12 protein-coding genes are annotated in these 12883 nt (G+C 74.1%); 11 read left to right on the top strand and 1 reads right to left on the bottom strand.

The features are described 5' to 3' along the window. Window positions 1-45: 45 nt before the first annotated feature. The 4 genes from OEIGOIKO_RS18020 to OEIGOIKO_RS18005 all read left to right on the top strand — a co-directional run bounded on the left by OEIGOIKO_RS18020 (window position 46) and on the right by OEIGOIKO_RS18005 (window position 4437). On the top strand, window positions 46-1257 hold the full coding sequence (locus tag OEIGOIKO_RS18020) for a sensor histidine kinase (protein ID WP_125054927.1): 1212 nt from the start codon (window positions 46-48) through the stop codon (window positions 1255-1257). Between the two features lie 193 nt (window positions 1258-1450). After that, window positions 1451-2137 carry a response regulator gene (locus OEIGOIKO_RS18015; RefSeq protein WP_125045720.1) on the top strand — a complete coding sequence of 229 codons (687 nt, stop codon included), beginning with the start codon at window positions 1451-1453 and terminating at the stop codon, window positions 2135-2137. Window positions 2138-2497: 360 nt separating this feature from the next. Beyond that, window positions 2498-3535 (top strand): methyltransferase, encoded by a 1038-nt coding sequence (locus OEIGOIKO_RS18010; protein WP_125054926.1) that lies wholly within the window; start codon window positions 2498-2500, stop codon window positions 3533-3535. A 179-nt stretch (window positions 3536-3714) separates the two neighbouring features. Then, on the top strand, window positions 3715-4437 hold the full coding sequence (locus OEIGOIKO_RS18005) for a glycoside hydrolase family 75 protein (RefSeq protein WP_125054925.1): 723 nt from the start codon (window positions 3715-3717) through the stop codon (window positions 4435-4437). Between the two features lie 33 nt (window positions 4438-4470). On the opposite strand, the gene OEIGOIKO_RS18000 is transcribed toward OEIGOIKO_RS18005, so the two are convergent. After that, window positions 4471-5583 (bottom strand): DUF5937 family protein, encoded by a 1113-nt coding sequence (locus OEIGOIKO_RS18000; protein ID WP_125058766.1) that lies wholly within the window; start codon window positions 5581-5583, stop codon window positions 4471-4473. A gap of 178 nt (window positions 5584-5761) precedes the next feature. Here OEIGOIKO_RS18000 and OEIGOIKO_RS42115 point away from each other — a divergent pair, with 178 nt between their 5' ends. From OEIGOIKO_RS42115 to OEIGOIKO_RS17965, 7 genes are all read left to right on the top strand, one after another. Beyond that, window positions 5762-6109 (top strand): hypothetical protein, encoded by a 348-nt coding sequence (locus tag OEIGOIKO_RS42115; RefSeq protein WP_174857177.1) that lies wholly within the window; start codon window positions 5762-5764, stop codon window positions 6107-6109. A 226-nt stretch (window positions 6110-6335) separates the two neighbouring features. Next, complete coding sequence (locus OEIGOIKO_RS17990; RefSeq protein ID WP_125054924.1) at window positions 6336-7319, top strand: Rossmann-like and DUF2520 domain-containing protein; 984 nt, start codon at window positions 6336-6338, stop codon at window positions 7317-7319. Next, window positions 7316-8341 (top strand): pantoate--beta-alanine ligase, encoded by a 1026-nt coding sequence (gene panC / locus OEIGOIKO_RS17985; protein ID WP_125054923.1) that lies wholly within the window; start codon window positions 7316-7318, stop codon window positions 8339-8341. The genes OEIGOIKO_RS17990 and panC overlap by 4 nt, the downstream gene beginning before the upstream one ends. Continuing rightward, window positions 8338-10173: an L-aspartate oxidase gene (locus tag OEIGOIKO_RS17980; RefSeq protein ID WP_125054922.1), complete on the top strand. Its 1836-nt coding sequence runs from the start codon at window positions 8338-8340 to the stop codon at window positions 10171-10173. Before panC ends, OEIGOIKO_RS17980 begins: the two co-directional genes overlap by 4 nt. Beyond that, on the top strand, window positions 10170-11192 hold the full coding sequence (gene nadC / locus OEIGOIKO_RS17975) for a carboxylating nicotinate-nucleotide diphosphorylase (protein WP_125054921.1): 1023 nt from the start codon (window positions 10170-10172) through the stop codon (window positions 11190-11192). The genes OEIGOIKO_RS17980 and nadC overlap by 4 nt, the downstream gene beginning before the upstream one ends. A gap of 5 nt (window positions 11193-11197) precedes the next feature. Further along, on the top strand, window positions 11198-11995 hold the full coding sequence (locus tag OEIGOIKO_RS17970; protein ID WP_125045714.1) for a type III pantothenate kinase: 798 nt from the start codon (window positions 11198-11200) through the stop codon (window positions 11993-11995). Window positions 11996-12254: 259 nt separating this feature from the next. After that, on the top strand, window positions 12255-12839 hold the full coding sequence (locus OEIGOIKO_RS17965) for a hypothetical protein (protein WP_125058765.1): 585 nt from the start codon (window positions 12255-12257) through the stop codon (window positions 12837-12839). The last annotated feature ends 44 nt before the right edge of the window (window positions 12840-12883 follow it).

Below are 12883 nucleotides of genomic sequence, written 5' to 3'. Positions count from 1 at the left end.
TCCGGTTGACCCGTACACCTATACGGCCTGCCTACGCTGGGTGACGTGCAGCGTCTCTACGACTTCTTCCGCAGGCATCCGACAGGGGTGGACACCTTCTGGGCCGTCCTCCTGTTCGGTTTCAACTGTCTGATGCTGGTCGCGTCGGCGGATGTGCAGAGCGAGACCCGGACGCTCCTGGAAGCCCTTGTCGTCGCCGCGATGTGCCTCACCGTCGCGCTGCGGCGCAAGGCGCCCGAGAAGATGATGCTGCTGTCGATCCTGGTCGGCTTCTGCCAGATCGTGTTCGACGTAAAGCCCAATCCGTCCAACTTCGCCATGCTGGCGACCATTTACACGGTCGCCTCGGGTACGACGCGCTGGGCCTCGCGCACGGCTCTGGGAGGGGCGCTGATCGGCCCGACGCTCTACGCCGTCCGCTACGGCAACGGTGAGAGGCCGCCCGGCAGCCTGTGGCAAGGGCTGTTCATCATGGGCCTGCTCACCGTCCCCTTCGTGCTGGCCTGGGTGCTCGGCGACTCGGTCCGCACCCGTCGCGCGTACTGGGCCCAGTTGGAGGAGAAGGCCGCCCGCCTGGAGAAGGAACGCGAGACGCAGGCGCGGATCGCGGTGGCCGCCGAGCGCGCCCGCATCGCCCGCGAACTGCACGACGTCGTCGCGCACAACGTGTCCGTGATGGTGGTCCAGGCCGACGGCGCCGCCTACGTCCTGGACTCCGCGCCCGAACAGGCCAAGCAGGCCCTGGAGACGATCTCCGGCACCGGCCGGCAGGCGCTCGCCGAGATGCGGCGGCTGCTCGGAGTGCTGCGCACCGGCGAGCAGCCCGAGAGCGGCGAGTACGTACCGCAGCCCGGCGTCGAGCAGCTGGCCGACCTGATCGACCAGGTGCGGGGAGCCGGCCTGCCGGTCGACTTCCAGGTGGCGGGCGAACCGCGCCCGCTGCCCAGCAGTGTCGAGCTGACCGCGTACCGCATCGTGCAGGAAGCGCTGACGAACACCCGCAAACACGGCGGTCCGGACGTCGGCGCCACGGTTCGCCTCGCCTACCGGGACGCCGAGCTGGACCTGCTGGTCGAGGACGACGGGCGCGGCGCCCAGCACGAGCTGTACTCGGGCGGCGGGGCGGACGGGCTCGGCCACGGGCTCATCGGCATGCGCGAACGCGTCGGCATGGTCGGCGGCAGCCTGGACGCGGGGCCGCGGCCGGGAGGAGGCTTCCGGATCAGCGCGGTACTGCCGCTCAAATCGGGGCAGTGAGCCGGGGCGGGGCCGACGCCGGGGGCGCCGGGACGGCGGCGCGTACGCCGCACCCGTACCCCTGCTTCTCCCCGCCCGACGCCCCCCTTCCCCGCCTGTACGTACCCTGTTGCCGCGCCGACGCCGGCCGGCCCTCCCGGCGCCGGATCACCGGCTCCGCCACCCGCACCGCCGTTGAAAGGGACCTCCTGCCATGACTGTCCGCGTGATGCTCGTCGACGACCAGGTGCTGCTGCGCACCGGTTTCCGCATGGTGCTGGCCGCCCAGCCCGACATGGAGGTCGTCGCCGAGGCCGGTGACGGGGTGGAGGCCCTGGAGGTGCTCCGGTCCACCAAGGTCGACGTCATCCTGATGGACGTGCGGATGCCGCACCTGGACGGTGTGGAGACCACCCGCCGGATCTGCGCGGGCGGGCAGCAGGCGGACGCGCCGAAGGTGCTCATCCTGACCACCTTCGACCTGGACGAGTACGCCTTCTCCGCGCTCAAGGCCGGGGCCAGCGGCTTCATGCTGAAGGACGTGCCGCCGAGCGAACTGCTGGCCGCGATCCGCGCGGTGCGCAGCGGTGACGCGGTGGTCGCGCCCTCGACCACCCGCCGGCTGCTGGACCGGTTCACGCCGATGCTGCCGGCGTCCGCCGCCGAGCCGGTCCGCCCGGAGATCGGGCGGCTCACCGAGCGCGAGCGGGAGGTGCTGCTGCTGGTGGCCCAGGGGCTCTCGAACGGCGAGATCGCGGCGCAGCTGGTGCTGTCGGAGGCCACGGTCAAGACGCATGTGGGCCGCATCCTGACGAAGTTGGAGCTGCGGGACCGGGTGCAGGCGGTGGTGCTCGCGTACGAGACGGGACTCGTACGGGCCGGGGGCGGCGCGGGCGCGTGACGGCCGCATGACGCACGGCCGCATGACGCACGGCCGGGCGGTGCAGGGCCGGTCGGTGCGGGGCCGGGCGGCGGCAGGACCGGGCGACGGCAGGGTGGCGCGCGGCCTGACGGCCGGCCTACCGGCCCGGAATCGGTTGGGAAAGTCACCGTGGCACGGCCCGGAAAGGGGTCTCACAGCCACGCGAGAGGGGCTCCGGGCCGTCGGCAGCCGGCTCCGGGAGTGGGGCTCCGGGGTGGTCGCGGGCGGCTTCCCGGTGCCCGCCCAGCCCTTTCACGTAACCGTCCAAAACGGCTCTGAGCTGGGCAGACAGCCGACAATGGCGGGGTGGAGAAAACGCCCGACAACAGGAGCACACCCGTGGCAGCCACCCCCGCCCACCCGGCCTCCGACAACGCCCCGCACGTCCCCGCGACGCCGTTGCACGACCTCATGTACGGCCACATCTACGCGTCCGCCCTGCGCGCCGTCGTGCTGCACGGCATCGCGGACCACCTCGCCGACGGGCCGCTGAGCGCCGGGGAACTGGCGGCGCGGTCCGGTACCCAGGCCGGCCCGCTGCACCGCGTCCTGCGGCTGCTCGCGATGCGCGGCCTGTTCCGTACGGACCCGGACGGCGCCTTCGGCCTGACGGAGGGCAGCGAGGCCCTGCGGACGGGGGTGCCGGGCTCCCGGCGCGACGCCGTCCTGCTGTTCACCGACGCGATGTACGGACGCTCGGCCGCGGGGCTGGAGGACACCCTGCGCACGGGCGAGCCGGGCTTCGAGGCCGCGTACGGGACGCCGTTCTTCGAGCACCTGGCCGGTACGCCCGACGCCGGCCGGCTCTTCGACACCGCCATGTCCTCGCTCACCGGCGGCGTGAACGAGCAGATCGCCGGGAGCTACGTGTTCCCGGACGGCGGGACGGTCGTCGATGTGGCCGGGGGCCGCGGCGGGCTGCTGCGCGCGGTGCTCAGCCGGTCACCGGGCCTGACCGGGGTGCTCTTCGACCGGCCCGGGACGGTCACCGACCACCTGCTCGACACCGCTGAACTGGCGGGCCGGTGGCGCACGGAGGGCGGGGACCTCTTCACGGCCGTACCGGAGGGCGGGGACCTGTATCTGCTCAAGAACATCCTGCACGACTGGCCCGACGAGGACTGCCTGCGCATCCTCGCCACCGTGCGCCGGGCCATGACTCCCGGCACCCGGCTGCTGGTGATCGACGCGGTGCTCCCCGCCGACGGCTCCCCGCACCCGGCCGTTCCGCTGGACATCGTGATGCTCATGGTGCTGCGCGGCCGGGAGCGCACCGCCGCCGAGTTCGAGGAGCTGCTGACCCGCTCGGGGTTCATGGTGCGGCGCGTCCTGCCGACGCCGTCGCTGACCTCGGTCGTGGAGGCGGAAGCGGTCTGATCCGGGGCACCGGGGGCCGGGGCCGGGACGCCGGGCGAGGCCGGACCGGAACCGGCGTGGCGGTGAACAGGCAGTGAAGAGGGCCTGGTTGGGGTGGTGTGCGGGGTTGACGGGCGTGGGGGAGCGGAGGAGATTGGGCGCGCTCGGTAAGGAAACTTTCCTAACAGAGGGGTCCTCCTGTGCGCAGACGAACCTTCGCCCTGGCCACCGCCGCCGGGACCGCGCTGCTCGCCGCCGCCGCGCTGTCCGCCACCGCCCAGCCGGCCGCGCACGCCGCGACCGCCGCGGACGCCGTGAGCCGTCCGGGTGTGACCGAGGGCTCGGTCAGCGCCGCCGACCTGCTCGCCAAGCTCACCGGCTGTTCGCAGATCTCCAACGGCAAGTACCGCACCGACGAGGAGACGTCGGCGACCGTCCCGGTCTGCGGCAAGAAGAACGCCGTGTTCTGGAAGGCGGACATGGACATCGACTGCGACGGCCAGGTCACCGCCAAGTGCAACAAGGACACCGATCCCTGGTTCCAGCCGGAGACCCGCTGGAACCAGTCCGACGGCAAGCCGCTGAACGCCGAGAAGCTGCCGTACGTCGTCGTCCCCTCGGTCAGCGGCATCTGGAACTTCGAGTCCGCGGGCATCAAGGGCGGCGGCATCGTCGCCGTCATCTACAAGAACAAGGTCGAATACGCGGTCGTCGGCGACAGCGGGCCCGAGAAGATCATCGGCGAGGCGTCCTACGCGGCCGCCAAGGGGCTCGGCATCGACCCCGACCCGGCCACCGGCGGCGCCGAGTCCGGTGTCACCTACCTCCTGTTCAAGAACTCCAAGGCGACCCCCATCGAGAGCCACAGCGACGCCGTCTCCCGCGGCGACGCCCTCGCCAAGAAGTTCCTCCAGGAGAACTGAGCGCCCGGGGCTCGGCCCCGGCCGCCCGCCGGGTCAGCGCAGCACCCCCTCCAGGAAGTCGCTGCCCAGACGCGCCACCACCCGGACGTCGAGCTGGTTCAGGACATACCGGCCGCGGCGGCGGGTCTGGAGCAGTCCGGCCTTCTTGAGGACGGCGAGGTGCCGGGAGACCTCCGGCGCGGATATGCCGAGCGCGGCGGCCAGTTCACCGGTGGTGTAGGCGGTACGGGCGAGGTAGCGGCACATCCGTATCCGCATCGGGTGGGCGAGCGCTTCGAGCCGGGACTCGACCAGGGCGACCGAGGCGGGGCCGGCCGGTTCCGGTGCGGCGACCGGGTAGTGGATCACCGGGCGCCAGCCCGCCGCGTGCAGCACGCTCAGGTGCGGCCAGCCGAACGAGGTGGGGAGCAGGGTGATCCCGACGCCGACGGCCGGGTCCACGGCCGTGCCGTGCCCGTGGGACAGCTTGTCGACGACGATGCGGGACCGCGGCTCGTCCAGGGTCACCGCGGGAGACACCTCGGCCAGCGCCTCGGCCAGGCCCTTGTGGCGCAGCACCTCCGCCTTGTGCCGCGCGTCCGCGGCGAGGTGGACGCGCACCCGCTGCCAGACGTCCGCGAAGAACGCCTGCTCGCAGTCCTCCAGCAGGCGGCGTATCCAGGCCCGTACGGCGGGCGGGTCGGCGAGCAGCCGCTGCGCGAAGTCGGCCTGCCGGGGGCCGCGGGCGGTGGCCCGCTCCAGTGCCAGCCGGCGCGCCTCGGCGTCCACCAGCGGTGACGGGCCGCCGCGGCAGTACCCGCTGGTGCAGTTGATCTCCAGCGCGGCGTTCACGAACAGCTCGTCGTCGAGCCGGTCGAGCAGGTCCAGGTCCTCGGTGAGCGTGGCGCCGGGCTGCCCGCCGGTGTCCGCGAGCGCGGCGAACGGCATCGTCACGTCGGAGAACGTCGGCCCCCAGAGGAAGTCCGCGTCGCACAGCCGGTCGGCCAGGCCGGGGTCGAGCGCGCCGGCCGTCGCGGTCGTCCAGCCGTGCAGGCCGGGGTGGTGGCCGGGCTCGGCGAGCGCGTGCAGGGCGGCCCCCAGCTCGGCGAGCGGCGACGGGCTGAACACCGTCCGCTCGGCGGGCAGCCCCGCGACATCGATCCACACACTCATGTGCCTCTCCCCGTTTCCCCGTGCGCCGTTGCATGCGGCCGCAGCCGTACCAGCCGCCCGACGTCCGGCTTCCGTTCCATCATGCGTGAGCCTGTGACCTGCGCCCGGCTCGTTTGACAGCTCCCGTCAATCGACGGGCCACCCGCCGCGCGGCGGCCCCACCGTGGTGTCCATGAACGCATCCCAGCAGCACATGCTCGACGCCTACCGCGCCGCCCGGCGCGGTGAGAGCGCGCCCGTCCTCCCCGGTGCCGGGGACGTCCAGGCCGTCCGCGAGATCCGCCGGTGGCTGCGCTTCCAGGCCGTGGTCACCGCACCCGCCGACCGCCCGCTGGCCCGCTTCCGCCGCGCCGTACGCCGCGCCCTCACCCGGCGCCCGGTACGCCCCGTCCACCTCCGCCGGACCGCCCGCCCCGACCGGGCCGAGCCGCTGCCGCACCCCCCTCTCGGTCCGTCCTCCGCTTCCGTCTCCACCCCCACCATGACGGGTCACGCCCGCCTCTGCGACCCCTGTGGATAACCTCCGCGAGCACCTCCGTCACCCCTGTGGAAAACAGCCCGGGGCACGGCGCGCGAAGCAGCCGGGGGCGCGCCCGGAACCGCAGCCGGGAGCGCGCCCGGCGACGCGGTACGAGACACCCGTCTCAGCCTGCGTACGGCTCTGAAGAGCGCCGTGAGCACTCGCGTAGCATGGCGAACGAATCGTCCGGTACCCCCCGCGGACTGGAACGGAAGGCCGTCGCCGCGTGAACACAACCCCACCCACCGAGGCCCAGGACCGCCCCGCCCGACTGACCGTCGGAGTCGTCGGCGCAGGCCGCGTCGGGCCCGCCCTCGCCGCGTCACTGCAGCTCGCCGGGCACCGGCCGGTCGCCGTGTCCGGTGTCTCCGACGCCTCGGTACGGCGCGCCGCGGCGCTCCTGCCCGACGTGCCGGTCGTCTGCCCGGCCGAGGTGCTGCGGCGCGCCGAACTGGTGCTGCTCACGGTGCCCGACGACGCCCTGCCCGGGCTCGTCGCGGGCCTTGCCGAGACCGGCTCCGTACGGCCGGGCCAACTGCTCGTCCACACGTCGGGGCGGTTCGGTACGGCCGTCCTCGACCCGGCCACCCGCGCCGGCGCCCTGCCGCTCGCCCTGCACCCCGCCATGACCTTCACCGGTACGCGCGTCGACGTGCAGCGGCTGGCCGGCTGCTCCTTCGGGGTCACGGCGCCCGAACCGCTGCGGATGGCCGCCGAGGCGCTGGTCATCGAGATGGGCGGGGAACCGGAGTGGATCGAGGAGGCGGCCCGCCCGCTCTACCACGCGGCGCTCGCCATTGGGGCGAACCACCTGGTCACCCTGGTGGCACAGGCCATGGAACTGCTGCGGGAGGCCGGAGTCGGCGCGCCCGACCGGATGCTCGGCCCGCTGCTGGGCGCGGCCCTGGACAACGCGCTGCGCTCCGGTGACGCCGCCCTGACCGGACCGGTCGCCCGCGGGGACGCGGGCACCGTCGCCGCGCACGTCGCGGAGCTGCGCAAGCACGCGCCGCAGAGCGTCGCGGGCTACCTCGCCATGGCCCGTACGACGGCCGACCGCGCCCTGGCGCACGGCCTGCTGAAGCCGGCGCTGGCCGAGGACCTGCTGGACGTCCTGGCGAACGTCGGTGACGGCACCGGCGCCGGAGGCGCGCCGCCGCCCGGCGACCACCCGGAAGAAGGCGGCCACCCCGAAGAAGGCGACCGATGAACGCCCCGCGCACGCACCTGGTGCACACCGCGGCCGAGCTGCGTGCCCTTCCTGACTTCTCCGGGCAGCGGGCCGTCGTCATGACCATGGGAGCCCTGCACGAGGGGCACGCGACGCTGGTCCGTGCCGCCCGTGACCTGGTCGGCCCGGCGGGGCAGGTCGTCGTCACCGTCTTCGTCAACCCGCTCCAGTTCGGTGCCGGGGAGGACCTGGACCGCTACCCGCGCACCCTGGATGCGGACGTCGCGCTGGCCGGCGCGGCCGGAGCGGACGCCGTCTTCGCGCCCGCCGCCGGTGAGGTCTACCCCGGCGGCGCGCCGCAGGTCCGAATAACCGCCGGTCCCATGGGCGACCTCCTGGAGGGGGCCAGCCGGCCCGGCCACTTCGACGGCGTGCTGACCGTCGTCGGCAAACTGCTGCACCTCACCCGTCCCGACGTGGCCTTCTTCGGCCGGAAGGACGCGCAGCAACTGGCCGTGATCGAGCGCATGGTGGCCGACCTGAACTTCGACGTACGGATCGTCGGCGTCCCCACCGTCCGTGAGGACGACGGGCTGGCCCTGTCCAGCCGCAACCGCTACCTCTCCGCGGCGGACCGCCGGACCGCCCTGGCGCTGTCCCGGGCCCTGTTCGCGGCCCGTGACCGGCTCGCCGCCGAGGAGGCCCTGCGGGACCGCGCCTCGTACACGGCGCACCCGGCCCACCGGGCGCACGACCGTTCCGCGGCGCTCGCCGCCCTGGGGGAGGACCGCGCGGCGGCCGACGCGCACGCCCTCGCGCACGCCGCCGCGACCCCGCTGCGCGGCCCTTCGGTGGCCCGGGCGGCGGCCCGTGTCGTCCTGGAGGACGCGGCCCGCCTGGACCCGCCGCTGGCGCTCGACTACGTGGCGCTCGTCGACCCGTCCGACTTCACCGAGGTTCCGGACGCGTACGAGGGGGAGGCCGTTCTCGCGGTCGCCGCCAAGGTCGGCACCACCCGCCTCATCGACAACATCCGCCTCACGTTCGGAGCGCCCCGATGAACGGCACCGTCCCCACCGGACCCGGCACCCCCATCAGCCACGAAACCACCAGCCCCGAAACCACCAGCCCCGAAACCACCGGCCCCGAAACCCCCGCCCTCCGCCTCCAGGCCCCCGCCCCCGGCTGGTCCATCGAGGCCGACGTCGTCGTGGTCGGCTCCGGTGTCGCGGGCCTGACCGCCGCGCTGCGCTGCGCCGCCGCCGGCCGCCGTACCGTCGTGGTGACCAAGGCCCGTCTGGACGACGGCTCCACCCGCTGGGCCCAGGGCGGCATCGCGGCCGCGCTCGGCGAGGGCGACACCCCCGAACAGCACCTGGCGGACACCCTCGTCGCGGGCGCCGGGCTGTGCGACGAGGCCGCCGTACGGACCCTGGTCACCGAGGGTCCGGACGCCGTCCGCCGCCTCATCGCCACCGGGGCCCGCTTCGACACCGAGCCCGGCGGCGACACGATGGCGCTCACCCGGGAAGGCGGCCACCACCGCCGCCGGATAGCGCACGCGGGCGGCGACGCGACCGGCGCCGAGATCTCCCGCGCCCTGGTGGCCGCCGTCCGTACGCAGGGCCTGCGCACCATCGAGAACGCGCTCGTCCTGGACCTGCTCACGGACGCCGAAGGCCGCACGGCCGGCGTCACCCTGCACGTGATGGGGGAGGGCCAGCACGACGGCGTGGGCGCCGTGCACGCCCCCGCGGTGGTCCTGGCCACCGGCGGTATGGGCCAGGTCTTCGCCGCGACCACCAACCCCGCGGTCTCCACCGGCGACGGCGTCGCCCTCGCCCTGCGGGCCGGCGCCGAGGTCTCCGACCTCGAATTCGTCCAGTTCCACCCGACGGTGCTCTACCTCGGCCCGGACGCGGAGGGCCAGCAGCCGCTGATCTCCGAGGCGGTACGCGGCGAGGGCGCCCACCTGGTGGACGCCGACGGCACCCGCTTCATGCTCGGGCAGCACGAACTCGCCGAACTGGCCCCGCGCGACATCGTCGCCAAGGCGATCATGCGCCGCGCCCACGAGCAGGGCACCGAGCACATGTTCCTGGACGCCCGGCACTTCGGCGCCGCCATGTGGGAGCAGCGCTTCCCGACCATCCTCGCCGCCTGCCGCGCGCACGGCATCGACCCGGTCACCGAGCCGGTCCCGGTCGCGCCCGCCGCGCACTACGCCTCCGGCGGCGTACGGACCGACCTGTACGGCCGGACGACCGTGCCGGGCCTGTACGCGTGCGGCGAGGTCGCGTGCACCGGCGTGCACGGCGCCAACCGGCTGGCCTCCAACTCCCTCCTGGAGGGGCTGGTCTTCGCCGAGCGCATCGCGGACGACATCACGGCCGCCCCCGCCCGCCGGCCCGGCCCCGCCGTCGCGCCCACCGCCGACCCCGTACCGCTGCTCGCCCCCGAGGCGCGGCCCGTGATCCAGCGGACCATGTCCGCCGGGGCAGGGGTGCTGCGCTCCGCCGCGAGCCTCTCCGGGGCCGCCACCGCGCTGGCCCGGCTGCTGCGCGACGCCGCCGACGCGGCCCCGGCCGACGGCGCCGGACCCGTTCCGGCCTCCGCCGACGGCTCCAAGCCCGCCGAGCCCGGCGTCGAGGCGTGGGAGGCCACCAACCTCCTGATGGTCGCCCGGGTGCTGGTCAGCAGTGCCCGCAGCCGCGAGGAGACCCGCGGCTGCCACTGGCGCGAGGACCACGCCGACCGGGACGACGCCGCCTGGCAGCGGCACTTCCTGGTCACCCACCGCCCGCCGCACACCCTGCACAGCCGTACGACCGACACCGCGGCCTTCCCCGCGACGACCGCCGCACCCGCGCCCGAAACGGAGCCGAACCAGTGAGCACCCCCGACGACCTCTCCCTGCACCAGATCGGCCGTCCGGGCCAGGACACCGAGGCTCCGCAAGGCGGCTGCGGCGACTCCTGCGGCTGCGGCGCCGGTGACGGCGCGTACGAACTCGACCCGCTCGCCTGCGGGCTGGACGCCGGCCTCGCGGCCCTCCTGGCGGCCGCCGGGCTGGACCCCGTGCAGGTCGAGGACATCGCCCACATGGCCGTCGAGGAGGACCTCGACCAGGGCGTGGACGTGACCACCGTCGCGACCGTACCCGAAGACGCCGTCGCCACCGGCGACTTCACGGCCCGTCAGGCGGGCACCGTGGCCGGGCTGCGGGTCGCCGAGGCGGTGCTGTCCATCGTGTGCACCGCGGAGTTCGAGGTCGAGCGGCACGTCGAGGACGGCGACCGCGTCGAGGCCGGACAGAAGCTGCTCAGCGTCACCACCCGCACCCGCGACCTGCTGACCGGCGAGCGCAGCGCCCTGAACCTGCTCTGCCGCCTGTCCGGCATCGCCACCGCCACCCGCGCCTGGGCCGACGCCCTGGAGGGCACCGGCGCCAAGGTCCGCGACACCCGCAAGACGACGCCCGGCCTGCGGTCCCTGGAGAAGTTCGCGGTGCGCTGCGGCGGCGGCGTCAACCACCGGATGTCGCTGTCGGACGCGGCCCTGATCAAGGACAACCACGTGGTCGCGGCGGGTGGTGTGGCCGAGGCGTTCAAGGCCGTACGGAACGCGTTCCCGGACGTGCCGATCGAGGTCGAGGTCGACCGGCTGGACCAGATCCCGCCGATCCTCGCCGAGGGCGCCGACCTGATCCTGCTGGACAACTTCACCCCCGGGCAGACCCGCGAGGCGGTGACGCTGGTGGCCGGGAAGGCGCTCCTGGAGTCCTCCGGGCGGCTCACCCTCGACAACGCCCGCGACTACGCGGAGACCGGGGTGGACTACCTGGCCGTGGGCGCGCTCACCCACTCCTCCCCGGTCCTCGACATCGGTCTCGACCTGCGTGAGGAGCGCTGACGCTGATGCTGCTCACCATCGACGTAGGCAACACCCACACCGTCCTCGGCCTGTTCGACGGCGAGGAGATCGTCGAGCACTGGCGCATCTCCACCGACGCCCGCCGCACCGCCGACGAACTCGCGGTCCTCCTCCAGGGCCTGATGGGCATGCACCCGCTGCTGGGCGAGGAACTGGGCGACGGCATCGAGGGCATCGCCATCTGCTCCACCGTCCCCTCGGTCCTGCACGAACTGCGCGAGGTCACCCGGCGCTACTACGGGGACGTGCCGGCCATCCTGGTCGAGCCCGGCGTCAAGACCGGTGTGCCGATCCTGATGGACAACCCCAAGGAGGTCGGCGCCGACCGGATCATCAACGCGCTGGCAGCCGTGGAGCTGTACGGCGGGCCGGCCGTGGTGGTCGACTTCGGTACGGCCACCACGTTCGACGCGGTCAGCGCGCGCGGCGAGTACGTCGGCGGGGTGATCGCGCCCGGTATCGAGATCTCGGTGGACGCGCTCGGCGTGAAGGGCGCCCAGCTCCGCAAGATCGAACTGGCCCGGCCGCGCAGCGTGATCGGCAAGAACACCGTCGAGGCCATGCAGTCCGGCATCCTGTACGGCTTCGCCGGCCAGGTCGACGGCGTCGTCCAGCGCATGGCGCGGGAGCTGGCGGACGATCCGGACGACGTGACGGTGATCGCCACCGGCGGGCTGGCGCCCATGGTGCTCGGCGAGTCCTCGGTCATCGACGAGCACGAGCCGTGGCTGACACTGATCGGTCTGCGGCTGGTGTACGAGCGCAACGTGACGCGGGGCTGAGGGGCGTACGGGACAGCCGGACCGCCCGCCGGCCCCGGCGGGCGGCCGCCGGCCCGGAGCCCGGGGCCGTCCGGCCCTACCGGTCTCCACGGCGAATTGCCCGCTTGTACCCTATACATTCTCACTTCTCACCGAAGAGGCTTTTGCCACCCGCTGTGCGTTCCGCGACACTTGCGACGTTCTAATGGTGTTAAGCGGATTTTGTCCGGCGGCGGCGTAAGGTCGGCCCATGCCTATGCCATACGGATCCCGCGGCGGTATGGCCTTCAGCGCCGACGAGTTGCGCGTCCTGCGGCGCGCGCTCGCCGCCGCCCTCCAGCCGACGCACCGCACGACCGCTGCCGAGCCGGGCTACGACGCCGACGGCGCCCAGGAAGTCCAGGAGTACCTGCGGCTCGCCGAAGCGGTGGACGAGGCGGCGCGCGAGGGCGGGCGGCTGCGCGCCTTTCTCCTCGCCGACCTCGCCCGCTACCGGGACGCCCTTCCCGGCTCCGCCCACGGCTACCTGGGGCAGCTCCAGGAGGCCCTGGCGGCCGGTTACGACCCCGTCCCCGCCGACCTCGCCGCCCTGCGCCTCCTGTGCGCGCGTCAGCGGGGGCCGGAGGAGCACGCGCGCCGTACCGCCCTGCTGCGCCACTGCGAGCACCTGGCCGAGCGCTCCGTACGGGCCAGGCTGCGCGCCCTTCCCGGTGGCCGGGTGGCGGACGAGCCCGCGCCTGTCCCCGCGCCCGCGCCGGATCCGCGCCCGAAGGCGCCGCGCACCGGCCGCCCCGTCCCCACGCCGGGGGAGGTCTTCCCGCCGCGCCGCAAGCCCGTGCGGCCCCCCGCGGCCCGGTCCGCGTGAGCCCTGCGTACTCTGGAAACCTCACTCCCGAAGGAGGCCCCTGG

Source organism: Streptomyces paromomycinus, from assembly GCF_003865155.1.
GTDB lineage: Bacteria > Actinomycetota > Actinomycetes > Streptomycetales > Streptomycetaceae > Streptomyces > Streptomyces chrestomyceticus.
This window is presented reverse-complemented; position numbering and strand designations above follow the sequence as displayed.

Coding starts and splice junctions, on each gene's coding strand:
- OEIGOIKO_RS17970 (WP_125045714.1), top strand. CDS start 11,198: ATGCTGCTCACCATCGACGTAGGCAACACCCACACCGTCCTCGGCCTG.
- OEIGOIKO_RS18015 (WP_125045720.1), top strand. CDS start 1,451: ATGACTGTCCGCGTGATGCTCGTCGACGACCAGGTGCTGCTGCGCACC.
- OEIGOIKO_RS17980 (WP_125054922.1), top strand. CDS start 8,338: ATGAACGGCACCGTCCCCACCGGACCCGGCACCCCCATCAGCCACGAA.
- panC (WP_125054923.1), top strand. CDS start 7,316: ATGAACGCCCCGCGCACGCACCTGGTGCACACCGCGGCCGAGCTGCGT.
- OEIGOIKO_RS17965 (WP_125058765.1), top strand. CDS start 12,255: ATGGCCTTCAGCGCCGACGAGTTGCGCGTCCTGCGGCGCGCGCTCGCC.
- OEIGOIKO_RS42115 (WP_174857177.1), top strand. CDS start 5,762: ATGAACGCATCCCAGCAGCACATGCTCGACGCCTACCGCGCCGCCCGG.